The sequence below is a fragment of the Acidovorax sp. GBBC 1281 genome, assembly GCF_028473645.1.
Classification (GTDB): Bacteria; Pseudomonadota; Gammaproteobacteria; order Burkholderiales; family Burkholderiaceae_C; genus Paracidovorax.
On record NZ_CP097269.1, the window covers coordinates 164,266 to 190,378 of the forward strand.

At 67.6% G+C, this 26,113-nt stretch carries 21 protein-coding genes; 6 read left to right on the plus strand and 15 right to left on the minus strand.

The genetic code is table 11. The annotated features are described in order from the left end of the window. The first annotated feature begins 1 nt into the window (after position 1). On the plus strand, positions 2–850 hold the full coding sequence (locus M5C96_RS00740; protein ID WP_272566551.1) for an ABC transporter ATP-binding protein: 849 nt from the start codon (positions 2–4) through the stop codon (positions 848–850). A gap of 186 nt (positions 851–1,036) precedes the next feature. Here M5C96_RS00740 and M5C96_RS00745 read toward each other — a convergent pair whose 3' ends face one another. The 9 genes from M5C96_RS00745 to M5C96_RS00785 form a co-directional block, all read right to left on the minus strand. After that, positions 1,037–1,699: a methionine ABC transporter permease gene (locus M5C96_RS00745; protein WP_272566552.1), complete on the minus strand. Its 663-nt coding sequence runs from the start codon at positions 1,697–1,699 to the stop codon at positions 1,037–1,039. Next, on the minus strand, positions 1,671–2,885 hold the full coding sequence (locus M5C96_RS00750; RefSeq protein ID WP_272566554.1) for a methionine ABC transporter ATP-binding protein: 1,215 nt from the start codon (positions 2,883–2,885) through the stop codon (positions 1,671–1,673). Before M5C96_RS00750 ends, M5C96_RS00745 begins: the two co-directional genes overlap by 29 nt. Beyond that, on the minus strand, positions 2,882–3,712 hold the full coding sequence (locus M5C96_RS00755) for a MetQ/NlpA family ABC transporter substrate-binding protein (RefSeq protein ID WP_272566555.1): 831 nt from the start codon (positions 3,710–3,712) through the stop codon (positions 2,882–2,884). Before M5C96_RS00755 ends, M5C96_RS00750 begins: the two co-directional genes overlap by 4 nt. After that, positions 3,709–4,524, minus strand: coding sequence for a MetQ/NlpA family ABC transporter substrate-binding protein (locus M5C96_RS00760; RefSeq protein ID WP_272566556.1), 816 nt, complete (start codon positions 4,522–4,524; stop codon positions 3,709–3,711). Before M5C96_RS00760 ends, M5C96_RS00755 begins: the two co-directional genes overlap by 4 nt. A gap of 91 nt (positions 4,525–4,615) precedes the next feature. Beyond that, positions 4,616–5,446 (minus strand): MetQ/NlpA family ABC transporter substrate-binding protein, encoded by an 831-nt coding sequence (locus M5C96_RS00765; protein ID WP_272566558.1) that lies wholly within the window; start codon positions 5,444–5,446, stop codon positions 4,616–4,618. After that, on the minus strand, positions 5,443–6,822 hold the full coding sequence (locus M5C96_RS00770; protein ID WP_272569869.1) for an LLM class flavin-dependent oxidoreductase: 1,380 nt from the start codon (positions 6,820–6,822) through the stop codon (positions 5,443–5,445). The genes M5C96_RS00765 and M5C96_RS00770 overlap by 4 nt, the downstream gene beginning before the upstream one ends. A 62-nt stretch (positions 6,823–6,884) precedes the next feature. Further along, on the minus strand, positions 6,885–7,709 hold the full coding sequence (locus M5C96_RS00775) for a MetQ/NlpA family ABC transporter substrate-binding protein (RefSeq protein ID WP_272566560.1): 825 nt from the start codon (positions 7,707–7,709) through the stop codon (positions 6,885–6,887). Between the two features lie 31 nt (positions 7,710–7,740). After that, positions 7,741–9,006, minus strand: coding sequence for an SfnB family sulfur acquisition oxidoreductase (locus M5C96_RS00780; RefSeq protein ID WP_272566561.1), 1,266 nt, complete (start codon positions 9,004–9,006; stop codon positions 7,741–7,743). Between the two features lie 10 nt (positions 9,007–9,016). Next, on the minus strand, positions 9,017–10,258 hold the full coding sequence (locus M5C96_RS00785) for an SfnB family sulfur acquisition oxidoreductase (protein ID WP_272566562.1): 1,242 nt from the start codon (positions 10,256–10,258) through the stop codon (positions 9,017–9,019). Positions 10,259–10,687: 429 nt separating this feature from the next. Here M5C96_RS00785 and M5C96_RS00790 point away from each other — a divergent pair, with 429 nt between their 5' ends. The 5 genes from M5C96_RS00790 to M5C96_RS00810 all read left to right on the plus strand — a co-directional run bounded on the left by M5C96_RS00790 (position 10,688) and on the right by M5C96_RS00810 (position 19,341). Then, entirely contained in the window at positions 10,688–13,162 is a 2,475-nt protein-coding gene (locus tag M5C96_RS00790) for a type I restriction-modification system subunit M (RefSeq protein WP_272566563.1), read from the plus strand. Next, on the plus strand, positions 13,153–14,190 hold the full coding sequence (locus M5C96_RS00795) for a PDDEXK nuclease domain-containing protein (protein ID WP_272566564.1): 1,038 nt from the start codon (positions 13,153–13,155) through the stop codon (positions 14,188–14,190). Before M5C96_RS00790 ends, M5C96_RS00795 begins: the two co-directional genes overlap by 10 nt. Before the next feature lie 278 nt (positions 14,191–14,468). Continuing rightward, the gene (locus M5C96_RS00800; RefSeq protein WP_272566565.1) at positions 14,469–15,461 is read left to right on the plus strand and encodes a restriction endonuclease subunit S; all 993 of its coding nucleotides are present in this window, start codon (positions 14,469–14,471) and stop codon (positions 15,459–15,461) included. Positions 15,462–15,499: 38 nt separating this feature from the next. Continuing rightward, positions 15,500–18,628: a type I restriction endonuclease subunit R gene (locus tag M5C96_RS00805; protein ID WP_272566566.1), complete on the plus strand. Its 3,129-nt coding sequence runs from the start codon at positions 15,500–15,502 to the stop codon at positions 18,626–18,628. Beyond that, complete coding sequence (locus tag M5C96_RS00810; RefSeq protein ID WP_272566567.1) at positions 18,625–19,341, plus strand: M48 family metallopeptidase; 717 nt, start codon at positions 18,625–18,627, stop codon at positions 19,339–19,341. The genes M5C96_RS00805 and M5C96_RS00810 overlap by 4 nt, the downstream gene beginning before the upstream one ends. A 256-nt stretch (positions 19,342–19,597) precedes the next feature. Here the strand turns inward: M5C96_RS00810 and M5C96_RS00815 are convergent, their stop codons facing one another. The 6 genes from M5C96_RS00815 to M5C96_RS00840 form a co-directional block, all read right to left on the minus strand. Next, positions 19,598–20,374, minus strand: coding sequence for an ABC transporter ATP-binding protein (locus M5C96_RS00815; RefSeq protein WP_272566568.1), 777 nt, complete (start codon positions 20,372–20,374; stop codon positions 19,598–19,600). Positions 20,375–20,391: 17 nt separating this feature from the next. Continuing rightward, positions 20,392–21,720: an acyl-CoA dehydrogenase family protein gene (locus M5C96_RS00820; protein ID WP_272566569.1), complete on the minus strand. Its 1,329-nt coding sequence runs from the start codon at positions 21,718–21,720 to the stop codon at positions 20,392–20,394. A gap of 35 nt (positions 21,721–21,755) precedes the next feature. Continuing rightward, on the minus strand, positions 21,756–23,087 hold the full coding sequence (locus M5C96_RS00825) for an ABC transporter substrate-binding protein (protein ID WP_272566570.1): 1,332 nt from the start codon (positions 23,085–23,087) through the stop codon (positions 21,756–21,758). A gap of 61 nt (positions 23,088–23,148) precedes the next feature. Continuing rightward, on the minus strand, positions 23,149–24,189 hold the full coding sequence (locus tag M5C96_RS00830) for a branched-chain amino acid ABC transporter permease (protein WP_272566571.1): 1,041 nt from the start codon (positions 24,187–24,189) through the stop codon (positions 23,149–23,151). 4 nt (positions 24,190–24,193) lie between these two features. Next, the gene (locus tag M5C96_RS00835; RefSeq protein ID WP_272566572.1) at positions 24,194–25,090 is read right to left on the minus strand and encodes a branched-chain amino acid ABC transporter permease; all 897 of its coding nucleotides are present in this window, start codon (positions 25,088–25,090) and stop codon (positions 24,194–24,196) included. Then, positions 25,090–26,007, minus strand: coding sequence for an ABC transporter ATP-binding protein (locus M5C96_RS00840; RefSeq protein WP_272566573.1), 918 nt, complete (start codon positions 26,005–26,007; stop codon positions 25,090–25,092). The genes M5C96_RS00835 and M5C96_RS00840 overlap by 1 nt, the downstream gene beginning before the upstream one ends. Between the last annotated feature and the right edge of the window lie 106 nt (positions 26,008–26,113).

The following is a 26,113-nucleotide window of genomic DNA, read 5'->3' on the forward strand; positions in this document are numbered from 1 at the left end:
GATGACGGCATTGCAAGACGCCACGGCCCATGCAGCCACCACCACGACGGACGGCCCGCTGTTGCAGGCCCAGGACGCGAAGGGCGGCCTGCTGCTGCAGGCCAAGGGCGCGAAGGTCGGCCCGCTGCTGCAGGCCCGCGTGCGCCGCAAGGCCTACGGCGACAGGCCCGTGCTGCAGAACGTGCAGTTGGACATCGCCCCCGGCGAGGTGGTCAGCCTCGTGGGCGCCAGTGGCTGCGGCAAGAGCACGCTGCTGCGCATCGTCGCGGGGCTGGACACGCAATACGACGGCCACGTGCGGCTGGCCGGCGAGCCGCAGCAGGGCATCACGCAGGACATCGGCTTCATCTTCCAGGAGCCGCGGCTCTTTCCCTGGCTCACCGTGGCGGAGAACGTGGCGTTCGATCTGGGGCGCGCCGGGCGGGGCCACCCCCAAGTGCGCGAGCTGCTGGCCGAAGTGGGTCTGGCGGGCTTCGAAGATCGCTTACCGAAGCAGCTGTCCGGCGGCCAGGCGCAGCGCGTGGCCATCGCCCGGGGCCTGTTCACGCGGCCGCGCCTGCTGCTGCTGGACGAGCCCTTTTCCGCCGTCGATGCCTTCACCCGCGCGCGGCTGCAGCAGCTGCTGGCCGAGGTGGCGCGCCGCCACGGCCTGGCGCTGCTGCTGGTCACGCACGACGTGGACGAGGCGCTCCTCCTGAGCGACCGCGTGGTGGTGCTGGAGGCGCGCGCCGGTGCCGAGCTGAAGGTCATCGACAACCCGCTGCCCCGCCCGCGCCGGCGCGAAGACGAATCGCTGGGTGCCCTGCGCGTGCGGGTGCTGGACGCGCTGCGGCACGCCCACGCGTTCTGACGGGCGGGCCGGGGCGCGGCGGCACACCCTGGCACTATATTTTTGATAGCAACATGCCCTAGTGGATCATGCGCTGGAGGCCGATTTGGCTTGTAAACCCTCTGGAAGACGGGCTGCTGACGCGCATCCCGTTTCCCCAGGGGCGCAGCCAGCGCCACGGCGGCTCCACCGGTCACCCACCACTGTCTACCGGCTGCGCAGCCAGCGCACCCACCGGTCGCCGCTGAACTGCACCAGCGACACCAGCGCGATCAGCACGGCGATGACGATCAGCATCACCTGCGTGTCGAAGCGCTGGTAGCCGTAGCGGATCGCCAGGTCGCCCAGGCCGCCCGCGCCCACCGCGCCCGCCATGGCGGACGAGCTGATCAGCGCCACCAGCGTGATGGTGAAGCCGCCGACGATGCCGGGCAGCGCCTCGGGCAGGTACACGTGCCAGACGATGTGCCACTTGCGGCAGCCCATGGCCTGCGCGGCCTCGATCAGGCCCGGGTCCACCTCGCGCAGGCTCACCTCGGCGATGCGCGCGAAGAACGGCGTGGCACTGATGGCCAGCGGCACGATGGCCGCCCACACGCCGATGGTGGTGCCGGTGACCAGCCGCGTGAACGGGATCAGCGCCACCAGCAGCACGATGAAGGGCGTGGCCCGAAAGCCGTTGACCACGCTGCCCACCCCGCGGTGGATGCGCGGCGAGGCGAGAAAGCCCCCGGGCGCGGTCACGATCAGCAGCACCGCCAGCGGAATGCCCGCCACGAAGGCGATGGCGGCCGACGTGCCCACCATGGTCAGCGTGTCGAGAAACGCCTGGGTGTAGCGCTCAAAGGGAATGCTCAACGTCAGCGACATGGCCGATCACCTCGATGGAATGGGCAATGGCGCCAGGGCCTTGCACCAGATGGACGAAATCAGGCAGCGTCACCGTGCCGGGCAGCGACACGATGAGCCGGCCCTGCGCATGGCCGCGAATGCGGTCCACGCCGCCGTGCACCAGCCTGACGGGGCTGTGCAGGGCCTGGGCGATGCGCGCGAAGTCGGGCTCCAGCCCGCCCTCGCCGGTGTAGCCCAGGCGCAGGATGCGCTGGTAGGCGCCCTGCGCCGGCGGCTCGGCCTGCAGCCGCCCCTGCAGGTCGTCGGGCAGGCCGTGCTGCAGCGGCGCCAGCAGCGCGCGCGTGGCATCGTGCTGCGGCGCGCCGAACACCTTCCACACCTCGCCCTGCTCGGCGATGCGGCCCTGCTCCAGCACCAGCACCTGGTCGGCGATCTCGCGGATCACGCTCATCTCGTGCGTGATGAGGATGACGGTGATGCCCAGACGCCGGTTGATGTCGCGCAGCAGCTGCAGGATGGCATGCGTGGTCTCCGGGTCCAGCGCCGAGGTGGCCTCGTCGCACAGCAGGATCTCCGGCGCCGTGGCCAGCGCCCGGGCGATGCCCACGCGCTGCTTTTGCCCGCCCGACAGGCGCGCGGGATAGGTGCGGTGCTTGTCCGAGAGGCCCACCAGGGCCAGCAGCTCCTCGACCCGCTGGTGGATGGCGGCGGGCCGCCAGCCGGCCACGCGCAGCGGCAGGGCCACGTTGTCGTACACCGTCTTGGCGGCCAGCAGGTTGAAGTGCTGGAAGATCATGCCGATGCGCCGGCGCAGCGCCACCAGGCCGTCGTCGTCCAGCGTGGCGATGTCGGCGCCATCCACCCGCACGCGGCCCGCGGTGGGCGACTCCAGCCGGTTGATGGTGCGCAGCAGGCTCGATTTGCCCGCGCCGCTGCGCCCGATGATGCCGAAGATGCTGCCGGCGGGGATCTGGAGGCTGATGTCCTCCAGCGCCGCCACCGGCCCGGCGGACGACGCGTACACCTTGCCAAGCTGCTCGAAGACCACGGAGCCCGAAGGTGCGCTGGCCTCCGCCGATGGTGCGGGCGGCGGTGCCGCCCCCGCGCGGGGCTGCGGTGCCCCGGCAGGTGCCGTGGCGGGGGAGGGGGCCGTGCCGGCAGCGCTGCGCCAGACGGGTGATGGGGAGGCGGCGGTCAGGCTCATGGCGTCTTCCAGGGCAGCGTGTACAGCTTGGGGTCGTTGTTGAAGCGCGCGGACACCACCTCGCGCACCTTGGACGACTGCTGGAACAGCTGCACGAAGCGGGCGATCTTCGGGTCCTGCACCTTGTCCTTGCGCGCGACGAAGCCCATGGCGTAGAAAGAGTCGTCGATGCCCGAATACAGCAGCGCGCGGCTGGCCTGCTCCTTCTTGCCGGCGTTGACGAAGTAGCTGGGCCACACCACGGCCAGGTCCACGTCCTGCAGCGAGTGGATGAGCTGCGGGCCTTCGATCTCGTAGAAGCGCAGCTTCTTCGGGTTCTCGACCACATCGTTCACGCTGGCGCCCACGGCATTGCCCTGGCGCAGCTTGATGAGGCCGGCCTTCTGCAGCAGGAGCAGCCCGCGCCCCTGGTTCACCGGGTCGTTCGCCACCGACACCTTGGCGCCCTCGGGCACGTCCTGCAGCCGCTGGATGCGGTTGGAGTAGATGCCGATGTTCTGCAGCAGGCCCAGGCCCACCAACTGCAGCTGGTAGCCACGTTCCTTGATGGCGTTGTTCAAAAACGCCTGGTGCTGGAAGAAGTTCAGGTCGATGTCGCCGTTGTTCACGGCCTCGTTGGGCAGCGTCCAGTCGGTGAACTCGACCAGCCTCACCTCCAGGCCCTGGGCCTTGGCCTCGGCCACCACGGCCTCGACCGCGTCGGAGGTGACGCCGGGCGTGGAGCCGATGCGGATCACGTCGGCCGCATGCGCGGTGAGGGCGGAGGCAGCCAGCAGCCAGCCCAGGGCGGCGGCCTTGAAGGGGAAGAAGCGGGGCGCGCGCATCATTGCTGCGTCCAGGTCAGCACGTACAGGCGCTTGTCGCCCGCGAAGGCGCGGTCGATGGCGGCCTTCACCGCGTCGGAGTTCTGGAATACCTTCACGAACTTCTGGATCACCGGGTCCTGCGTGCGGCTGGCCTTGACCACGAACTGGATGGCGAAGCGCGCGTCCTCCACGCCCGAGTACGCGAGGCCGCTGGACGGATCGAATGCCTTCGACGCCACGATGAAGTGCGGGTAGCCCTGGGCGATGTCCACATCGCCGGTGATGCGCACCAGCTGCGGGCCTTCCACCTCGACGAATTTCAGCTTCCTGGGGTTCTGCACGATGTCGTCCACCGTGCCGACGAAGCCCACGCCGGGTTTGAGCTGGATGAGCCCCGCCTTTTGCAGCAGCAACAGGCCGCGGCCCTGGTTCACCGGGTCGTTGGCCAGGCCGACCTTGCCGCCCACCGGCACCTCGTTGATGGTCTTGTGCTTGAGCGAATACAGGCCGATGTTGGCCAGGAAGCTCGTGCCCGCGCTGGCCAGCTTGAAGCCGTTCTTCTGGATCGCGTTATCGAGGAACGGCTGGTGCTGGAAGAAGTTGATGTCCAGGTCGCCCGAGTCCACCGCCACGTTGGGCGTGGTCCAGTCGGTGAACTCGGTCACCGTGACGTCGATGCCCTGCGCCTTGGCGTCCTTGGCGGCCGCCGCGATGGCGTCGGCATAGACGCCCGGCAGCACGCCGATGCGCAGCTTGTCGGCCGCATGGGCGGGCAGGGCGCCCAGCACGGAGAGGGCGAGGAGGGGGGCGAGAAAGAGGCGATGGAGTGGCATGTCAGGGGCCGCGAAAGGCGGTCGTTGGGGTGGGAGGAATCGAAGGTGAGGAAGGCGTCGGGGGGGCGTGGGGGGCGAGTCCAGGGATGCGTCAATGCGCGGCCTTGGCGAGCCACGGCAGGCTGTAGAGCCTGTCGTTGCCGGCGAAGGATTTGCCGATCTGCGCGCGCACGGCGGGCGAGTCTTGGTAGACCTTCACGAAGCGCTGGATGCGCGGGTCCTGCGCGTTGTCCTGGCGCGCGACGAAGCGGATGGCGTAGGCCAGATCGTCGATGCCCGAATACAGCAGCGCGCTGCCCGCCACCTGGGGCTTGCCGGCATTGACGTAGTGCGCCGGGTAGCCCTGCGCCAGGTCCAGATCGTCGAGGGCGCGCACCAGCTGCGGGCCTTCGATCTCGGCAAAGCGCAGCTTCTTCGGGTTGGCCACGATGTCGTTCACGCTGCCGCGCGCGCCCACGCCGGGTTTGAGCTGGATGAGGCCCGCCTTTTCCAGCAGCAGCAGGCCGCGGCCCTGGTTCACCGGGTCGTTGGCCACGCCCACGCGGGCGCCGTCCTTCAGGTCGGCAAAGCGCTGCACCTTGAGCGAATACAGGCCGATGTTGGGCAGCAGCCCCGTGGCCACGCTGACGAAGGCATAGCCGCGTTCGCGGATGGCGTTGTCCAGGAAGGCCTGGTGCTGGAAGTAATTGAGGTCGATGTCGCCCGCGGCCAGCGCGGTGTTGGGCGCGGTCCAGTCGGTGAACTCGATGACCTTCACGTCCAGCCCCTGCTGGCGTGCCTCCTGCGCGGCGACCTGCACGGAATCGGCCAGCGAACCCGGCGTGACGCCGATGCGCAGCGGTGGCGCGGGCGTTTGCGCGGTTGCCGCCGCGGCAGCGAAGGCCGCGAGCCAGGAAAGAAGGCGTTGGGCCAGGCGTTTCATGGCTGAGCTTCCAGGGCGGGATGGGTTTGGGGCGGCCGGTGGGCGGCGGCGCTGGGGGGCTGGCGCCGGAAGGAATGGGCGGCATGCCGGGCCGGCAGTCGGTCGCCCTCGCCGAACAGGCGGCTGCGCAGCGTGCCTTCGGCGTATTCGGTCTTGTAGACGCCCCGGCTTTGCAGCTCGGGCACCACCAGGTCGATGAAGTCCTCGTAGCTTTCGGGCACCACGGTGCGGCTCAGGTTGAAGCCGTCCACGCCGGTCTCGGCCACCCACGATTGCAGTTCGTCGGCCACCTGCTGCGCATCGCCCACGATGGCCGGGTAGCGGCCGCCCAGCGAGAAGAGTTCGAGCAGCTTGCGGCGCGTCCAGCCGTGCTGCTGGGCCGTGCGGCTGGCCGATTCGATGGCGTTGCCGGGCGAGTAGTCCACCGGCGCGTCCAGGTCGTACTGCGCGAAGTCGATGCCCGTGCTGGCCGCGAAATGCGCCAGGCCCGCCTCGCGGCTGGCGTAGCGCAGGTAGTCCGCGTGCTTCTCGCGCGCCTCGGCCTCGGTGTGGCCCACCACCACCGCCGCGCCCACGAAGACCTTCACGTCATCGGGCCGGCGGCCGGCCCGCACCAGTTGCTTGCGCAGGGCCTGCACGGTCTTGCGTGCAGCCTCTTTGTTGGGGGGCGAGATGAACACGCACTCGGCATGGCGCGCCGCGAACTGCTGGCCCCGGCCCGAGCTGCCGGCCTGGAACAGCACTGGCGTGCGCTGCGGCGAGGGCTCGCTCAGGTGGTAGCCCTCCACATCGAAGTACCGGCCTTGGTGCTGCACTGGGTGCACGCGCGCCGGGTCGGCGAACACGCGCGCCGCCTTGTCGCGGCGCACCGCGCCGTCTTCCCAACTGCCCTCCCACAGCTGGTAGAGCACCTCCAGGTACTCGTCGGCGCGCTCGTAGCGCTCGTCGTGCGGCAGTTGCTGCGGCTGGCCCATGGCGCGCGCGGCGCTGTCCAGGTAGCCGGTCACCACGTTCCAGCCGATGCGCCCGTTTGTCAAATGGTCCAGCGTGGAAAAGCGCCGCGCCAGCAGGTAGGGCGCTTCGTACGACAGGTTCACCGTCACGCCGAAGCCCAGGTGCTGCGTGGCGGCGGCCATGGCCGGCACCAGCAGCAGCGGGTCGTTCACCGGCAATTGGATGGATTCGCGCAGCGGCACGTCCACGTTGCCCTGGTACACGTCGTAGGTGCCCACGATGTCAGCCAGGAACAGGCCGTCGAACAGGCCGCGCTCCAGCGTGCGGGCCAGATCGGTCCAGTAGGCCAGCGTGCGGTAGTCGGTGCTGCGGTCGCGCGGGTGCGTCCACAGGCCGTGGTTGATGTGGCCCACGCAGTTCATGTTGAACGCGTTGAGCAGGATGTGGCGCTTCGCTTGTGTCACGGTCGGTCCTTGTGCCGGGCTCAGCGCTTCAGCCAGGTCAGGCGGTAGAGCTTGGGGTCGTTCAGGTAGAAGGCGTGGATCGCCTTGCGCACAGCGTCGGAGTTTTGGTAGATGGTCAGGAACTGCGCGATGCGCGGGTCCGCCGCCTTGTCCTTGCGCGCCACGAACTGGATGGCCCAGGAGTCGTCCTCATAGCTGGTGTAGGCCAGGCCTTTGGTCGCATCGAACGCCTTCGACGGAATGATGAAATAAGGAAAGCCCTGCGCCAGATCCACGTCCTGCGTGGCGCGCACCAGTTGCGGGCCTTCGATCTCGATGAACTGCAGGTTCTTCGGGTTGGAGCGGATGTCGGCCTGCGTGCCCAGCAGCCCGGTGTCTGGGCGCAGCGTGATCAGCCCGGCGTGCTGCAGCAGGCGCAGGGCGCGGCCGATGTTGACGGGGTCGCTGGCGATGGCGACCTTGGCGCCGTTGGGCACATCCGCCAGCGATTGGTGCCGGGTGGAGTAAAGCCCCAGGTACGACAGGATGCCGGGCTGCACGCTGACGAAGTTGAAGCCCTTGCTGCGCACGGCGTTCGCCAGGTAGTTGCTGTTCTGGTAGTAGTTCAGGTCGATGTCGCCCGACTCCAGCGCCACATTGGGAGTCGTCCAGTCGGTGAACTCCACCACCTGAATGTCCAGTCCCTGGGCCTTGGCCTCCTTGGCGGCCACCTCGACCGAGTCGGCAAAGATGCCCGGCACCACGCCGATCTTGAGCGGCGCAGCCAAGGCGTTGCCGGCGAACAGGGCCGTGCCGATGAACGTGGAGAACGTGAAAAGAGCTTGCAGAAAACGGCGTGGCTTCATGGTCGTCGCTGGGTCTTTGAAGAGAAAAAAATCAGATCGCGCCGTGGCGCGGCGGAATGCGGCCGTTGAGATGGAAGTTGCCGATGGCGTGGTACTTCCAGCGCACCGGGTCGTGCAGCGTGTGGGTGCGCGCGTTGCGCCAGAAGCGGTCCAGGCCCTTCTGGCCCGTGGTGGCCGAGGTGCCGCCCAGCTCGAAAAGGCGCGTGCCGGCATCCAGCGACGCCGTGGTGGTGAGCGCACGCGCCTCGGCCACGGCAATGGAGGCCTCGGCCACGCGCTGTTCGGTCGGGTCGGCCTGGGCCGCATCGACGAAGCGGCCAGCGCGGCGCACCAGGGCCTCGGCCGCGCGCAGCCGCACGGCGGTGTCGCCCACCTGCTGGATCAGCAGCGGGTCGTCGGCGGCGCGCTCCACGCGCGCATCGATCCAGGGCCGGGCATGCTCGCGCACGAACGGCAGCGTGGCCGCGAGGCCCCCCCGCGCCAGCCCCAGGTCGATGGCCGCGTGCAGGATCTGCGCCAGCGGGCCGATGGTGGTGGGCCGCTCGAACGAGGCCAGAAACGGCACGACCCATTCGGCCTCCACGCGCACGTCATCGAACTGCACGGAGCCGCTGCCCGTCACGCGCTGGCCGAAGCCGTCCCAGTCGTCGGTGACGCGCACGCCCTCGTCGGTGCGTGGAACGAACGCGAGGTAGGTCACGTCGCGCCCGTCTTCCCTGGCCACGACCAGCGTGGGGATCCAGTGCGCATAGAGCGCCCCGGTGCAATAGAACTTGCGCCCCTGCACCCGAAAGCCGTCGCCATCCGGCACCAGGCGGGTGCGGCGCTGAAAGTCCTGGTGGCCGATCTCCGCCAACGCATTGCCGAAGCGATCGCCCGCCAGCACGCGGCCGTAGAAGAAGCGCTTTTGCGCGTCGGTGCCGCCCACGCGCAGCACCTCCAGCGCGTAGAAGTGGTTCTGCGGAATCTGGCCGATGGAGCCATCGGCCGCGCTGACCAGCGCCGTGACCTCGGCCAGCGTGCCGGCCGATACGCCCGGGCCGCCGTACTCGCGCGGAACGGTGATCGCCCACAGGCCGGTGGCGACGAAGTCGTCCAGCGCGTCCCAGGGCAGCAGGCGCTCGCGGTCGCGCTGGGCCGCGCCGGGGGCGATGCGCGCGGCATAGCGCTGCGCGGCGGCAAGGGCCTCGGTGTCGGTGGCGATGCGATGCGGCGGCCGGGCCGCGGGCAAGGCCGGGGCTGGCTCGGCGGGCGTGGATGCGGCTGCGAGCGGTTCAATGGATTGCAACAAGGCCATGGGTTCGCTCTCAGTTCCAGGAATGCCGCGCGGGCAGGGCGCCGTTCAGGCGGTGGTTGCCGATCAGGTGCAGCTTCCAGCGCACGGGGTCGTGCAGCGTGTGCACGCGGGCGTTGCGCCAGTGGCGGCCCAGGTTGGGCGCGGCGCGCGTGGCGGCCGAGCCGGCCAGTTCGAACAGCTTTTCGCTCGCCTCCAGCGCGATGCGCGTGGTCAGCACCTTGGCTTCGGCCACGGCCACCGAGGCGCGTGCGCTGTCCTCCGCGCTGAGGGTGTCCTGCGCGGCCAGGGCGTCGAACAACGCGCCGGTCTCGCGCAGCACCTCGCGTGCGGCATGCAGGTCGATCTGCAGGCGCCCCACGTCGGCGATCACGTAGGGGTCGTCGTGCGCGTGCTGCACGCCCGAATCCACCCAGGGCCGGGCGCGCTCGCGCACGAAGCGCTGCGCATCGGCCACGGCCGCTTCGGCAATGCCCTGGTCGATGGCCGCCTGCAGCAGTTGCGACGAGGGGCCGTAGAGGCCCGGCCGGTCGGCCAGCTGCCACAGGGGCAGCACATCGTCGGCATCCACCGGCACGTCGTCGAACACCACCGTGCCGCTGGCGGTGGTGCGCTGGCCGAAGGCGTCCCAGTCGTCCACCAACGCAACGCCCGGCGCATCGCGCGGCACCCAGGCCTGCACGGCGCGGCCCGCGTCGTCGATGGCACGCACGGGAATGCGGTGCGCGAATAGCGCGCCCGTGGAATAAAAGCGCTTGCCCGTCAGGCGCAGGCCGTCTGGCGTGGTGCGCAGGCGCGTGCCGCTTTGCAGGATGGTGGTCGCGCCGTCCACCTTGCGCTCGGGCCCGGCATTGCCCAGCCGCCGGCCGGCCAGCACCTCGCCGTAGAAGCGCTGCTTTTGCGCCTCGGTGCCGATCTCGCGCAGCACGCCCAGCACGCCGAAATGGTTCTGCGGAATCTGCCCGATGGACGGATCGGCCGCGTTCAGGATCACGAACACCTCGGCCAGCGTGGCGTAGGACACCTGTGGGCCGCCGTAGGCGCGCGGCACGGTGATGGCGCCCAGCCCGCTGGCGGACCAGCGTGTGAGTTCATCCCAGGGCAGGCGGCGATCGCGGTCGCGCTCGGAGGCGCCGGGGGCGAATTCAGCCGCCAGTTGGTGTGCGGCGGCGATGGCTTGCGCATCGGTGGCGATCCGCGCCACGTCGGTGGGAATCTCGGGTGATTGTTGTTGCAGTGCCGGTCTTGCAGTCATGCCCCGATTGGAGGGCGAGAGGCGGCTGCGTGGTGCGAAGGAATCGGCGCATCGATATGCGGGATTCGTTGGGGGGACCCGCTGCGGGGGCGCGCGTCGAACGGGTTGCCGCCGATGGGCTTTGGGCCACGTTCGTGGTGGTGCGTCCTTTCAAGGAACGCTGCTTCAGCGCTATTTCGGGGCCTGCCGGACTGTTGCCTGCGGATGGGCTGCTGTAGGCCGGTGGACGTTATGTACTGGATGTCGTCGTTTGAAAAGTTATTGCCTATGCCTGCTATGCAGCGGTTGCGGCCGGTCGATGGCCGAAGATCAGGGACAGCTTTGCGACGCATCGCCGACCCTTGACCTCACCCTGCCGCGCGGAACACCACCGATTCCTTGGGCAGAATAGAGCACTTCGGGTGCTTACCTGACCCGGTTCCCTCGCCCATGGCCATCAAAAAATCCGACCTCTATTCCTCTCTGTGGGCCTCCTGCGATGCCCTGCGCGGCGGCATGGATGCCAGCCAGTACAAGGACTATGTCCTGTTCATGCTGTTCATCAAGTACGTTTCAGACAAGTACGCCGACAGCCAAGACCTCCGCCCTGCCATCGTCATCCCGCAAGGTGCCAGCTTCAGAGCCATGGTGACGCTCAAGGGCAAGAGTGACATCGGGGACCGGATCAACACCGACATCATCCAGCCGCTGGTCGACGCCAACACCCGCCTGGCCCGTACCGACTTCCCCGACTTCAACGACCCCAACAAGCTCGGCGAAGGCAAGGACATGGTGGACACGCTGTCCAACCTGATCGGCATCTTCCAAAAGCCTGAACTCGACTTCTCGAACAACCGCGCCGAGCACGACGACATCCTCGGTGATGCCTACGAGTTTCTGATGCGGCACTTCGCCACCGAGTCGGGCAAGTCGAAAGGGCAGTTCTATACCCCGTCGGAGGTCAGCCGCGTCATCGCGCAGGTGATCGGCATCTCGCCCGAGAACGCGAAAGCCTCGACGACTGCGTACGACCCGACATGCGGCTCGGGCTCGCTGCTTTTGAAGGTGGCCGCCCAGGCAGGCAAGCGCATCACGCTCGAAGGGCAAGAGAAGGACGTGACCACCGCGGGTCTTGCCCGAATGAACATGATCCTGCACGACTTTCCCACAGCCAACATCCTCTCGGGCAACACCCTGGCTGCGCCGAAGTTCAAAGACGGCGAACAACTGCGCACCTACGACTATGTGGTGGCGAACCCGCCATTTTCCGACAAGGCCTGGAGCACCGGCCTGGTGACGCCGCTCAAAGAGAACGACCCCTACAAGCGCTTCAGCTGGGGCGACCCACCGGCCAAGCAGGGCGACTATGCCTATCTGCTGCACATCATCCGGTCGATGAAGAGCACGGGCAAAGGCGCCTGCATCCTGCCCCACGGGGTGCTCTTCCGGGGCAACGCCGAGGCGGTGATCCGCGAGCAACTGGTTCGCTCCGGCATCCTCAAAGGCATCATCGGCCTGCCGGCCAACCTGTTCTACGGCACCGGCATTCCGGCCTGCATCGTGGTGCTCGACAAGCAGAACGCCTTGGCCCGCAAGGGCGTGTTCGTGATCGATGCCTCCAAGGGCTACATCAAGGACGGGAACAAGAACCGCCTTCGCGAGCAGGACATCCACCGCATCGTCGACACCTTCACTCGGCAGGTCGACATCGCGCGCTACGCCCGCATGGTGCCACTGGCCGAGATTGCCGACCCGAAGAACGACTTCAACCTCAACCTGCCGCGCTACATCGACAGCAGCGAACCCGAAGACCTGCAAGACATCGACGGCCACCTGCGTGGAGGCATCCCCGAGCGCGACCTCGATGCCTTCGCTGCCGATTGGCAGGTGCTGCCCGGTGTGCGGCAAGCCCTGTTCGAGTCTGCCGGCCGCCCCGGCTACGCCCGCCTGAAGCTGCCGCTGACCGAAGTGAAGTCCACCGTGCTCGGCCATTCGGAGTTCGCCGCGTTCACGAGGAAAGTGAACACCTTGTTGGACAAGTGGCAGCAGGCCATCACGCCACGCCTGATGGGTTTTGACCAGGGCGACCACCCCAAGGCCTTGATCGACACCGTGTCCGAAACCCTGCTCGCCGCCTTCCAGGCCGCCCCGCTGCTGGACGCGTATGACGTGTACCAGCACCTGATGGACTACTGGGCCGGGACCATGCAGGACGACGCCTACCTCGTGGCCGCCGACGGCTGGGTGAAGGGCGCACAGCCGCGCGAGATCGTCAAGCTGCCCAACAAGGACAACAAGCTCGTCTGGCCCGAAGCGCACGACTACCTGCAGGGCAAGCGGCGCTTCAAGTCCGACCTGATCCCCAAGGCCCTGCTCGTGGCCCGCTATTTCGCCAAGGAGCAGACCGCCATCGACGCCACCCGCGCCGAACTGGAAGCACTGCAAGCGCAGCTCACCGAGCTGGAAGAAGAGCACAGCGGCGAGGACGCCGTGTTCTCCGGCTTCGACGGCATCACCGCCGCGGCAGTGAAAGATCGCATCCGGGAGCTCAGCGAAGGCGGCGATGGTGACGACGCCGTCGAGTTGGCGGTTCTGAAGCAATGGCAGCGGCACGCCGACAAGGTGGCTGCGCTGAAGAAGCAGCTGCGCGAGGCCGAGGCCGCGCTCGACACACTGGCTTTCCAGAAGTACCCGAAGCTGAAAGAGGCCGAGGTCAAGGCCCTGGTGATCGACAACAAGTGGCTGGCCTGCCTGCACGCCGACGTGCAGGGCGAGCTGGACCGCATCTCGCAAACGCTGACCGGCCGCATCCGCGAGCTGGCCGAGCGCTACGCCACCCCGCTGCCGCAACTCACCGACGAGGTCGAAGCCCTGGCCCGCCGCGTTGACGAGCATCTGAAGAAGATGGGCTTCGCATGGACCTGAGCGCCCCCCTGAACACCAGCGACGGCTACCGCCAGTTGGTGAAGCAGATTTCCGACACCTACACGCAGGGCCGGGTGCAGGCGGTGCAGGCCGTCAATGCCCAGCTCGTGCAGACCTACTGGCAGGTGGGCCGCCACATCGTGGAGTTCGAGCAGGCGGGGCAGGTGCGCGCCGAGTACGGCAAGGCGCTCATCGACACCCTGGCGGCCGATCTGGGGCTGCGCCACGGCAAGGGTTTCAGCCGCAGCAACCTGATCCGCTTCCGCCAGTTCTACTTGGCCTACCCGGGCCTGGCCGAGAAAAGTGCGACGCTGTCGCACCAATTGACCTGGTCGCACATCGTCGAGCTGCTGAAGATCGACGACCCACTGGAACGTGGCTTCTACGAGCAGCAGGCGCTGCGCGAGCGCTGGTCGGTGCGCGAGCTGGTGCGCCAGAAAGACAGCGCGCTCTTCCTGCGCCTGGCCGCCAGCCAAGACAAGGCCGGCATCCTGCAACTCGCAGCCCAAGGCCAGGTGGTCGAACAACCGGCCGACCTGCTGCGCGAGCCCTACGTCTTCGAGTTCCTGAAGATCCCTGAGCCCTACCAGGTGTCGGAAACGCAGCTCGAAACCCTGCTGTGCGACCACCTGCAGCCCTTCCTGCTGGAGCTGGGCAAGGGCTTCACCTTCGTCGGCCGGCAGTACCGCGTCACGATCAACGGCACGCACCACCGGGTGGACCTGGTCTTCTACCACCGCATCCTGCGCTGCTTCGTGCTCATCGACCTGAAGCTGGGCGAGGTGCAGCACCACGACATCGGGCAGATGAATCTGTACCTGGGCTACTTCGCCAACGAAGAAAACGTGGAAGGCGACAACCCGCCGGTCGGCATTATCCTTAGCCGGCAGAAGGACGAGCTGCTGGTGGAGTACGCGACCTATGGCATGAGCAGCCAGCTGTTCGTGCAGAAGTACCAGCTGTATCTGCCGGATCGGGAGGCGCTGCGGCGGGAGTTGGAAGTGACGTTGCGGGAGGCGGGGCATTGACGTCACCAAACAACGAGGTACGGTCGGTGTCCGCGCAACCAGAGGGTGAGGCCATTCCGGAAGGCTGGATTCATACCACTCTAGGCGCTGAATCAGACCTCCTAACGGGGTTCCCGTTCTCAAGTCTGGGCTTCGTCGACTTTGGAGTGCGATTGCTGCGAGGCTCAAATGTTAAGCGGGGAGAAATAGACTGGTCGGAGCCAATTACGAAGCATTGGCCTGCAGTCAGTGGGAAGACAAAACAGTACGAACTCCGAGAAGGTGACCTCGTTATCGCAATGGACGGCGCGTTGGTAGGCCGTAGTTTCGCGACCATCTCTAAAGCTGATCTTCCTTCTCTGCTCGTTCAGCGCGTTGCGAGACTTCGCTCAAAGTCGCTTGATCAAGGCTTGTTGAGTGCGTGGATCGGCAGCGATCATTTTGTTCGGCACATTGATCTCGTAAAGACCCATACAGCAATTCCTCACATCAGCCCACGCGACATTCGAGAGTTTGTGTTGGCTGCGCCGAAGAACCCCGATGAGCAACACGCGATTGCGGAAGCGTTGGGCGATGTGGATGCCCTGCTGGCCGGGCTGGATCGGCTCATCGCCAAGAAGCGCGACCTCAAACAGGCCGCCATGCAGCAACTCCTCACCGGCCAGACTCGGCTCAAGGGGTTCCACGCTGAATGGGGCCGAGCGACGTTTGGCGAACTTTTCACCTTCAAGAACGGTTTGAACAAGGCCAAGCACTTCTTCGGCTTCGGCACGCCCATCGTGAATTACATGGACGTCTTCTCGAACGGGAAGATCTTGTGCACGCGACTTACAGGCCGGGTCTCGCTGTCGAAGCAGGAACTCAGCAATTTCGATGTTCGCAGGGGGGATGTACTTTTCACGCGAACGTCAGAAACACCTGAAGAAGTCGGCATGGCCTCTGTGGTCGGCGATGAGCCGAACGAGACGGTGTTCAGCGGCTTCCTTCTGCGTGGCCGCCCTCGAAGCGGAGTGCTCTGCGACGAGTTCAAGGCCTACTGCTTCAGGTCGTCTTTCGTCCGTTCGCAGATTGTCTCGAAGGCGAGCTACACCACTCGGGCGCTGACGAACGGCCGGCTCCTGTCGGGAGTCGTGTTGCCCGTGCCGCCGCTAGCAGAACAATCCGCGATTGCTGCTGCCTTGTCCGACATGGACGCGGAGATCCTGGGCCTGGAAACTCGCCGCGACAAGACCCAAGCTCTCAAGCAAGCCATGATGCAAGAGCTACTCACGGGCCGCATCCGATTGATCTGAGCGACCCGGAATTGAACAACAACCCCAGGAGAAGCGTGATGCCCACCGTGCCGCCTCCATCGCCGCGTTCCGAACGCCGCACGCAGAACCGCGTCGTTGCGTTGTTCACCGATCCGGCGCGGCCAGACGGCCTCGGCTACCGCCACCTCGGCGACTGGAGCAAGCGCCCAGACGCGATCACGCGCAACCGCCCCATCGAAGCGGCGCTGCTGCGCGACAACCTCACGGCCCGCGGCTACTCGCCCGCTCACATCGCCGCCGCGCTGCAGAAGCTGGAAACCGCCGCCGACAGCACCGGCATCACGCTCTACCAGGCCAACCTGCGCACCTACCAGTTGCTGCGCTACGGCGTGCCGGTGCAGGTGTCGCCCGGCAAACCGAACGAGACGGTGCACCTGATCGACTGGGCGCACCCCGAGCGCAACGACTTCGCGCTTGCCGAAGAGGTGACGCTGAAGGGCGGCCACGAACGGCGGCCTGACATCGTGCTCTACCTCAACGGCCTGGCCGTCGCGGTGATCGAGCTGAAACGCAGCTCGGTGGAGGTGGCCGACGGCGTGCGCCAGCTCATCACCAACCAGGAAGAGATCTTCAACAAGGGCTTCTTCAGCACCGTGCAACTGGTACTGGCGGGCAGCGACTCGCAAGGGCTGCGCTACGGCACCACCGGCACGCCGGAGCAGTTCTTCGTGGAGTGGAAGGACGAGTCGCCCGCCGAAGCCGGTGCCACGGCCGTGGAAGGCGCGTTGCTCGACCGGCCCTTGACCCAGTTGTGCCACAAGGCGCGGCTGCTCGACCTGATGCGCCACTTCGTGATCTTCGATGGTGGGCAGAAGAAGGTGCCGCGCCAGCACCAGTACTTCGGCGTGAAGGCCGCCCAGGCGCGCACCGAACGGCAGGAAGGCGGTGTGATCTGGCACACCCAGGGCAGCGGCAAAAGCATCCTGATGGTGCTGCTCGCCAAGTGGCTGCTGGAGCATGATGCGCAGGCACGCGTTCTCGTCGTCACCGACCGCGACGAGTTGGACAAGCAGATCGAAGGCGTGATGAAGAACGCCGGGGTGATCGGCACTGACGCGCCCTCGCCCCGCATCACCTCGCGCGCCGATTTCGTGCAGAAGCTGGGTTCGGCCAATCCGCGCCTGCTGTGCGCGCTGATCCACAAGTTCCACGCGGCCGACCTGAAGGGCCAGCCACCCGCCGTGCAGGGCCGCTTCTACGTGTTCGTGGACGAATGCCACCGCACGCAGGGCGGCGACATGAACAAGCAGATGAAGCGCTGGCTGGCCAGCGCCATCTTCATCGGCTTCACCGGCACGCCACTGCTGCGCAAAGACAAGCTGATGACGCGCGACGTGTTCGGCACCTATATCCACACCTACAAGTTCCACCAGGCGGTGGCCGACAAAGTGGTGCTCGACCTGAAGTACGAAGCCCGCGACGTGCCGCAGCGGCTGACCTCGCAGCGCGCCATCGACCAGTGGTTCGAGCAGAAGACGCGCGGGCTCAACAACTTCCAAAAATCGGTGCTGCGGCGGCGCTGGGCCACGATGGAAGAACTGATGAGCGCCGAAGAGCGCAAGGCGCGCATCGCGGCCAGCATCATCCACGACTTCGCCGTGAAGCCGCGGCTCAACAACGACCGCGGCACGGCCATCCTGGTGGCCGCCAGCATCTACGACGCCTGCCACTACTACCGCATCTTCCAGGCCAAGCCCTTCGGCCCCTACTGCGGCATCGTCACGTCATACGAGCCGAACCACAACGCGATCTCGCGCGAGCCGAAAGACAGCGACGAGCGCTACAAGTTCGACACGTACACCAAGCACGTGCTCGGCAAGGGCCAGACGACGAAGCAGTACGAAGACGAGGTGAAGCGCCGCTTCAAGGAGGAACCGGCCAACCTGAAACTGCTGATCGTGGTGAGCAAGCTGCTCACCGGTTTCGACGCACCGAGCTGCAGCTACATCTACCTCGACAACGAGCTTCGCGACCACAACCTCTTCCAGGCCATCTGCCGCACCAACCGGCTGGATGGCGACGACAAGGACTACGGCCACATCGTCGACTTCAAGGAGCTGTTCGGCGACGTGCAGCAGGCCATCGCGGTCTACAGTTCCGACGAGCTGGACATCGACGAAGGCGGCGGGGGCGAGAACAACGTGCACTTGAAGGACTGGCTGGCCGAAGGGCGGCACCAGCTCGACCAGGCCCGCGAGGCGCTGCACTACCTGTGCGAGCCCGTGCCGCTGCCGCGCGAGGTGGAGCAGTTCCTGCACTATTTCTGCGGCGATGCGGCCGAACCCGATGCCTTGCTCAAGACCGAGGCGCTGCGCATCTCGTTCTACAAGGCCGTAGCAGTCTTCGTGCGCGCCTTTGCCGCACTGGCGCAGCACCTGGGCGAAGCGGGTTACTCGGAAGCCGAAGCCGCCACGCTGCAGCGTGAGCTGGACTTCTACACCTTCACGCGGGCGAGCATCAAACGCCACTCGGGCGAAGAGCTGGACATCAAGCCCTACGAGGCGGACATGCGCCACCTCATCAACACCTACATCCAGGCCGATGCGGCCGAAGACCTGGGTGAACTGGGCGAGATGTCGCTCACCGAGCTGATCATCGAGACAGGCATCCACGATGCGATCGCGAGAAAGCTCAACGCGAAGGGCAAGCTGTCGAAGAACGCGATTGCCGAAGGCATCATCAACAACGTCCGCAAGACGATCATCCGAGACCAGCTGACCGACCCGCGCTTCTACGAGCAGATGTCGAAGCTGCTGGACGATCTGATCCGGCAGAGCCGGGCCGATGCGGCCGCCTACGAAGAGTTCCTGCGCAAGGCCGAGGCCCTGATGCGGCAGCTGGGCGCGAAGCGCGGGGAAGACGGCGTGCCGGCGGCCTTGCACGGCCGGCATGAGGCGGCGGTGATCTACAACAACCTCGGCTCGTTGCCATCGTCCACCTTTAAGTACCCTAAGGCCGACGACGACAAAGCGGCACTGGCCCTTCGGATCGACCTGACCGTGCGCGAGAACGCCCCGGCGGGTTGGCATGGCGACGACGCCCGCGAGGCGCAGGTGGTGAACGCGCTGTTCCCCATCCTGGAGCGCGACCGCACGGCCACCGAGGCGGTATTCGAGATCGTCAAGAACCAGCCGGGCTACCAATGACCGAGACCATCCGCCTGGGTGATGTGTCGATTTGGGTCACCCGCAAGGACGTCAAGAACGTCCACCTGACGGTGCATCCGCCGAATGGGCGGGTGACGCTCACGGCACCCGTTGCCACACGGCTCGAAGTGGCCCGGGCCTATGCGATCTCGAAGCTGGGTTGGATCAGGGCTCAGCAATCGACGCTCAAGGCGCAGGCCCGGGAGGTGCCTCGGCGTTTCGTCGGGCGCGAGAGCCACTACCTGTGGGGTCGCCGGTATCTGCTGAGCGTCAACTTTCAAGACGCAAAGCCCACCGTGACGCTGGACCACAAGCGCATTCGTTTGACCGTTCGCCCGGGCAATGAGGAGAGTCAGCGCGCCGCGGTGATACACGAGTGGCACAAGTCACTGATGCATCAGGCCGTGCCACCGCTGCTGCGCAAGTGGGAAGAGCGGCTCGGCGTCAAGGTCGAGCGCTACTTCCTTCAAAAGATGAAGACCAAATGGGGCGGTTGCAACCCTGCGGTGGGGCACATCCGGCTCAATACCGAACTGGTAAAGAAGCCAAAGGACTTGCTGGAATACGTGATCGTCCACGAGATGGTTCACCTGCTGGAGGCGAGTCACAACGATCGCTTCGTGACGATCCTGTCCGAGCATTGGCCGCAGTGGCGCGAAGCTCGGCAGGAACTCAACGAATTGCCGCTGGCCTCCGAAAAGTGGGGGCGATGATGCTCGCTTCTTGCAGGGCATTAGATGTCCGCCAATGCTGTCAGCAGTCATTCGAAGGAGCTCGATTGAACTTCCCCTTCCAGCCTTCAGCAGACTTCGAGGTGAACTAGGTGGCCTTGATGGATCTGTCCATGCAGCCGGACACGCCGCTCCAGTTCACCTCCACGTCAGTAATTTCACGTTGACCGATTCGGTCAGCCGCCGGCTCCAGGTGGCTCCGGTCGCCGTGGTAGCGCAGGCCCGTGTGATGCCCAGCTCAGGCTGCAATCGCCTGCGTACTTTGCCCGAAGTAGAAGTGCCGAATGTCGTCCCGCTCCCGCAGCGCGTCGGCCGGCCCTGACAGCACTGCCCTCCCAGCATCCAGCACCATAGCCCGACCCGCATACTGCAACGCCACCGCAGAGTTCTGCTCCGCCACCAGCAGCGTCAAACCTTCCTCGCGGTTCAAGCGTTTGAGCTGCGCAAAGATCTCCTGCACCACACGCGGTGCCAGGCCCATCGAGGGCTCGTCCAGCACCAGCACCAGCAGGCGCGGGCGCGACATCAGTGCGCGGCCGATGGCGGTCATCTGCTGCTCGCCGCCCGATGCCAGGCCCGCGGGCGTGCGGCGCTTGTCGCGCAGGCGCGGGAAGAGGGCGTACACCCGCTCCAGGTCGTGCGCGATCTCCCCGCGCCGGGCGCTGCGGCCCAAGGCGCCGGTGACCAGGTTGTCTTCCACCGACAGGCTGGGAAAGCAGTGCCGGCCTTCCAGCACCGGCACCAGCCCGGCGCGCACCAGGGTGGCCGGGCTGGCGTGTGCCACGTCCTGCCCGTCGTAGGTGATGCATCCGGCGGTGACCTGCCCGCGCTCGGCCGGCAGCAGGTGCGACACGGCCTTGAGCGTGGTGGACTTGCCGGCGCCGTTGGCGCCCAGCAGCGCGTGGATCTCGCCGGCGCGTACCTCGAAGCCCACGCCGTGCAGCGCGGCGATGGCGCCCTGGTAGACGGCCTGCACCGCATCGACCGTGAGCAGCGCGGGGGCTGGGCTTGCCATGGCGTTCACTCACCCACTCAGGCCGCGCGGGCTAGGGGCCGCGCCTGGGCTGCATTGGCCGCGCCGGCATCGGCGGCCGGTACGGGCGCCACCGCCGCGGGCCGGCCGGGGCCGGCGCCGATCTGCCACACATAGGGCGGCTCGGTGCCGTTGATGTGCCAGTCGCCGACGATGCGCGCCTTGTAGATCACCGGGTTGTGCGACGCCACGGTGCGCGCGTTGCGCCAGTGCCGGTCCAGCGACTGCGCGCTGCTGGCGGCCGAGGCGCCCAGCCCGTTGAAGAACTGGCTGGCGGCGCGCAGCACCAGGTCGGTGAGCGCCACCTGGCCCTGCGCGGATTCCAGCTCGGCCTCGATGTTGGCCTGCTTTTCCTGCTCGGGCGTGCCGTGCCAGTGCGCATCGTAGGCGCGCTGGGCGGCGAAGGCGGCGCGCACGGCGGTGGCTTCGGCCGCATAGGCGATGGCCGAGACCTCGCCCACCACCTGCTGCACCTGCACGTCCTGCGCCACGCTGGGCGCGTTGCCGGTGCTGAAGATGCGCTTTCGCCCGCGCACCTGGGCGGCCGCGTCGCGGGTGATGGCGCGGGCGATGCCGGCCAGCGTGGCCAGGTGGAACAGCTGGTAGAAGGCCGTCTGGTACTTGAAGCGGTCGGTGAAGAGAAAGATGTTTTCTGCATCCACCTCGGCGTTCTCGTACACCGAGGTGCCGCTGCCCGTGGTGCGCTGGCCGAAGCCGTCCCAGTCGTCGTGGTGCGTCACGCCGGGCTGGCGCGCGCGCACGGCGGCGATCACGTCCAGGCCGTCGCCGTCCCCCGGGCCGTCGCGGCGGGCGTACAGGTCGATCCAGTCCGCGAAGATGCTGCCGGTGCTGTAGAACTTGCGGCCGTTGACCACCCAGCGCCCGTCCGCCTTTGGCGTCACGCGCGTGATGACGTCGCCGATGGCCACGTTGCCTACTTCGGTCCACGCGTTGCCGGCCAGGTCGCCATCTGCAAAGCGCTGCAGCCACACGGCATTGGCCGCGTCGCGCGGGGCGTTGAGGCGGTCTTCGACGAAGGCGAAATGCCCGCGCAGCGCCTGCACGATATTGGAGTCGGCCTCGGCCAGCTCCACCAGCAGCTGGAAGAGCTGCGGCAGCGTGGCGCCGTCGCCGCCGTGCTCCACGGGCACGCGCAGGGCGCCGAAGCGTGCGTCCTTGAGCCACTGGATGGCGTCGTGGCCCAGCTGGCGCTGCTGCTCGCGCTGCAGTGCCGTGGCCTGGATGCGCGCGAAGATGGGGCGGTATTTTTCGGCAATGGCTTCGTAGTCGGGGCCGAGGATGGAAGGGGTGCGATAGAGGTCGGTCATGGCGTCGCTCCGGGTGGGGTGAAGAAGGGGGCGGGTTAGTCGTCGATGCCCGTGCGCACCTTCACGTTCTTTTCCTTGGCATAGGCCAGGGACGACTTTTCGATGATCGGGCGCAGCAGCTTCCAGTCCGGCGCGATCCAGTCGGAAACGACCTTCCACTGCGTGCCGTCCCACTGCTGGAAGGCCACGCGGCCGTCGCCTTCGTGGTTGTCCCAGGTCACGTGGATGGAATGGAACAGGCCCTTGGCGCCCAGGGCGGCGGCGCGGGCTTCGTCGATCTTCAGGTTCTCCAGGCCCCAGCGCACCTCGTCGCCGGTGAGGGTGCGCTTGCCGAATTTCGCCTGTGCGATGCGGATCGCCTCGACGTTCAGGATGCCGTTGAGCACGCCCAGGTTGTGATAGACGCTGCCGATGCGCTTCTTGTCCTGCAGGTTGCCCTTGCCCGCGTCGTAGACGGTCTTCGCGATGTCCTGCAGCACGGGGTATTGCGTGCCGGGCGCCACCGAAGTGATGGCGACATAGCCCTTGGCGGCGTCGCCCGCGGGGATCACGTCTTCCTCGGAGTTGGACCAGATGTTGCCCACGATGCGGTCGGCCGGAAAGCCGGTCTTCTGCGCGGTCTTGAGCGCTACCGGGTTCATCACGCCCCAGCCGCGCAGCACCACGAAGTCGGGCTTGGCGCGGCGGATGGTCAGCCACTGCGACTGCTGTTCGTTGCCGGGGTGCGGCACCTCGATCTGCTGCACCGTGAAGCCGTACTGCTTGGCCAGCAGCTCGTAGATCGGAATGGTCTCCTTGCCGTAGGGCGAGCCGTGGTACAGCACCACGATCTTCTTGCCCTTGAGCTTCTCCGTGCCGCCCGCCTTCGTGCCCAGGTAGTTCACGATGCCGGAGGTCTCGCTGTACGGATTGACCAGCAGCGGGAAGATGTACTTGAACACGCGCCCGTCGGTGGTGTCGGTGCGGCCGTGGTTGATGGTGAGCAGCGGCACCTTGTCGGCCGTCACGCGGTCGATCAGCGCGTAGGCGATGCCCACCGACAGCGGGTTCCACGCGGCGATGCCGGGGCGCGTCTTGAGGCGCTCGTACACCTCCACGCCGCGCTCCACCTCGTACTGCGTCTCGCCTTCCTCCCAGGTCAGCTTGACGCCGCCCACGCCGCCGTCGCGCGTGTTGACGAGGTTCAGGTAGTCGATGAAGCCGCCGAAAAATCCCGTGCCGCCGGCCGCGTAGGGGCCGACGCGGTAGCTTTGCAGAGGGAAGAACTGTTCCTGGGGTTTGGCGGCCTGGGCCTGGGCGGCCTGCAGTCCGGCGAGCGCCAGCGCGGCGGCCAGCAAGGCGGTTTTCAGAGGACGGACGAGGGACATGCGATGCGCTCCTGTGGAGAGAAAGGAAGAGGGGAATGGCGGGGTGCGGGAAAGGGGCTGGTCAAGCGCCCTGCGGGGGCGGCGGCCGCGTGCGCTGCAGCCGGGCGACTGCCCGTTCCCACAGCGCCGCCAGGCCGCGCGGCTCGGCGATGAGAAAGCCCACGATGAGCGCGCCCAGGGCGATGCGCTGGCACAGCTCCAGCACGCCGGAGTCGAACCACTGGCCCAGCAGCAGGCTGCCCAGGCGCGAGAGCAGCAGCGGGAACACGACGATCAGGGCCGCGCCCAGGAAGGCGCCGCGCAGCGTGGCCAGGCCGCCGATGATGACGATGAAAAGGATCTGGAACGAGCGGTCGAGGTTGAAGCCCGCCGGCTCCACCGTGCGCAGGTAGACGAAGCCCCACAGCACGCCCGCCACGCCGATCACGAACGACGACAGCGCAAAGGCCAGCAGCTTGGCGCGCAGCACCGGCACGCCGATCACGCGGGCGGCCAGCTCGTTGTCGCGCACGGCGATGAAGTGGTGGCCGGTGGGCGTGCGCGTCACGCGCCAGACCAGTGCGGTCAGCGCGGCCACCACGGTCAGCGCGAACAGGTAGCGGCCCGTGGGCGTGTCGAAGGCCAGGCCCGCCACGGCGATGGGCGGTGCGTCGATCACGCCCGAGGGGTTGTGGTTGCTGAACCAGCTGAACTTCGTCAGCGCCCACTGCACGAAGAACTGCGCCGCCAGGGTCGATACGGCCAGGTAGAAGCCGCGCAGCCGCAGGCTGGGCAGGCCGAACACCACGCCCACCACCGTGGCGGCCACGCCGCCCAGCGCCATGGCCGCCGGCAGCGGCAGGCCCTCGACGCGCAACTGGAAGTTGTAGGCCGCATAGGCGCCCACGGCCATGAAGGCGGCCGAGCCCAGCGAGAGCTGGCCCGCGTAGCCCGTGAGCAGGTTCAGCCCCACGGCGGCCAGCGACAGGGCGAGGAAGGGGATGAGCAGCGCGTCGAACACGTAGTCGGTGGCCAGCAGCGGCACCAGGCCGTAGGCCAGCACCAGCGCGATGGCAGGCGTCGCCCAGAGGGGCCAACGTGCGGGTTGAAAGTGGCGTGCCATGGCGTCAGGCCCTTTCCACCGGCCGCTGTCCGAACAGGCCGCCGGGCCGCACCAGCAGGAACAGCAGCGCGGCGGCGTAGGCGAACCAGCTTTCGATGCCGCCGCCCACGGAGGCGCCCAGGTACACCTCGGCCAGCTTTTCCAGCGCACCGATGAGCAGGCCGCCCACGATGGCGCCCAGGATGGAGTCGAAGCCGCCCAGCACCAGCACCGGCAACGCTTTCAGCACCACCAGCGACAGCGAGAACTGCACGCCCAGCCGCGCGCCCCACAGCAGCCCGGCCACCAGCGCGATCACGCCGGCGGCGGACCACACGGTGGCCCAGATCACCGGCAGGCGCAGGCCCACGGCCAGGGCGGCGAAGGTGTCGTCGGCCACCGCGTGAAACGCCAAGCCCACGCGGGTGTAGCGAAAGAACGCCGACAGCACCGCCACCATGACCGCCGCCACGCCGGCCGCGAACAGGTCGAAGGTGGAGACCAGCACGCCCGCGATCTCGATGGGCGCATCGGAAACGCCCAGTTCCAGCGAATGCACCTGCGTGCCCCACACCAACTGGGCCACGCCCTCGATCACGTATGACAACCCCAGCGTGGCCATGAACAGCGTGATGGGCGGCTGGTTGACCAGCGGGCGCAGCACCACGCGTTCGATGGCCAGGCCCAGCGCCACCATCAGCGCGAAGGTGATGGCCAGTGCGAGCGCGAACGGCAGGCCGCGCTCGACCAGGCTCACGAAGGTCAGCGCCGCGAACAGCAGCTGCGCGCCCTGCGCGAAGTTGAGCACGCCCGAGGTCTTGTAGATCAGCACGAAGCCGATGGCCACCAGCGAATACATCACGCCGGACAGCAGCCCGCCGATCAGCACTTCTGCGAGGAAGGCGAAGTCGAAGCCTTCCATCACCGCGCCTCCGCTGGCGGTGTGGAGGCTTCCTCATCGTGCGCCACGCCCAGGTAGGCGTCGATCACGGCCGGGTCCTCGCGCACCTCGGCGGGCGTGCCGTCGGCGATCTTGCGGCCGTAGTCCAGCACCGCCACGCGGTCCGACAGGCCCAGCACGATGCCGATGTCGTGCTCGATCAGCACCACCGCCGCGCCGTGCCGGTCGCGCGCGGCGCGGATCAGCGCGGCCATCTCGCTCTTCTCGCCCGCGGTGGTGCCGGCCAGGGGCTCGTCCAGCAGCAAGAGGCGCGGGCGTGCCACCAGCGCGCGCGCCAGCTCCACGCGCTTTTGCAGGCCGTAGGGCAGGCCACCGGCCAGCCGGTCCTGCACGTGCCCTAAGCCCAGGAAGTCGATGGCCTCGCGCGCCTGCTCGCGTGCATCGCGCCATTCGCGCCGCGCCCGGCCCCAGCCCAGCACCTGCTCGGCAAAGCTGGCGTGCGCCGCATGCACGCGGCCCAGGGCGATGTTGTCGCGCACGGAGAGGCCCTTGAACAGCGCCAGGTTCTGGAAGGTGCGCGCCACGCCCAGGTGCGCCAGCCGGGGCGTGGGCACCTGGGCGAATGAATCGCCGCCGATGCGCACGCGGCCGGCGTCGGGCCGGTACAGCCCGCTGATGATGTTGACCAGCGAGCTCTTGCCCGCGCCGTTGGGCCCGATGATGGCGCGCAGCTCGCCCGGGGCCACGCGCAGGTCGATGCCGCGCAGCGCGTGCACGCCGCCGAACGACAGATCGATGCCCTGCAGTTCGAGCGCGGGCGGGGCGGCCGGTGGCGGGGTGCCGCCCGTGGCCGTGCCGGCGCGCTCGGCGCTGCGGCGCGGTGCAGCGGGTGCCGTGGCGGGCGGGGCCAGGGTGCCGTCGAACAGGGTGCTGGACATGGTGGTGCAGGGCTTTCCGGGCCAGGCTGCGCCCGGCGTCGCGTCGCGCAGGCGAGCGGCGGGAGGGCGGGGGCGCCAGTGGAGGGTGGGCGGCGGCGGGTGGGGC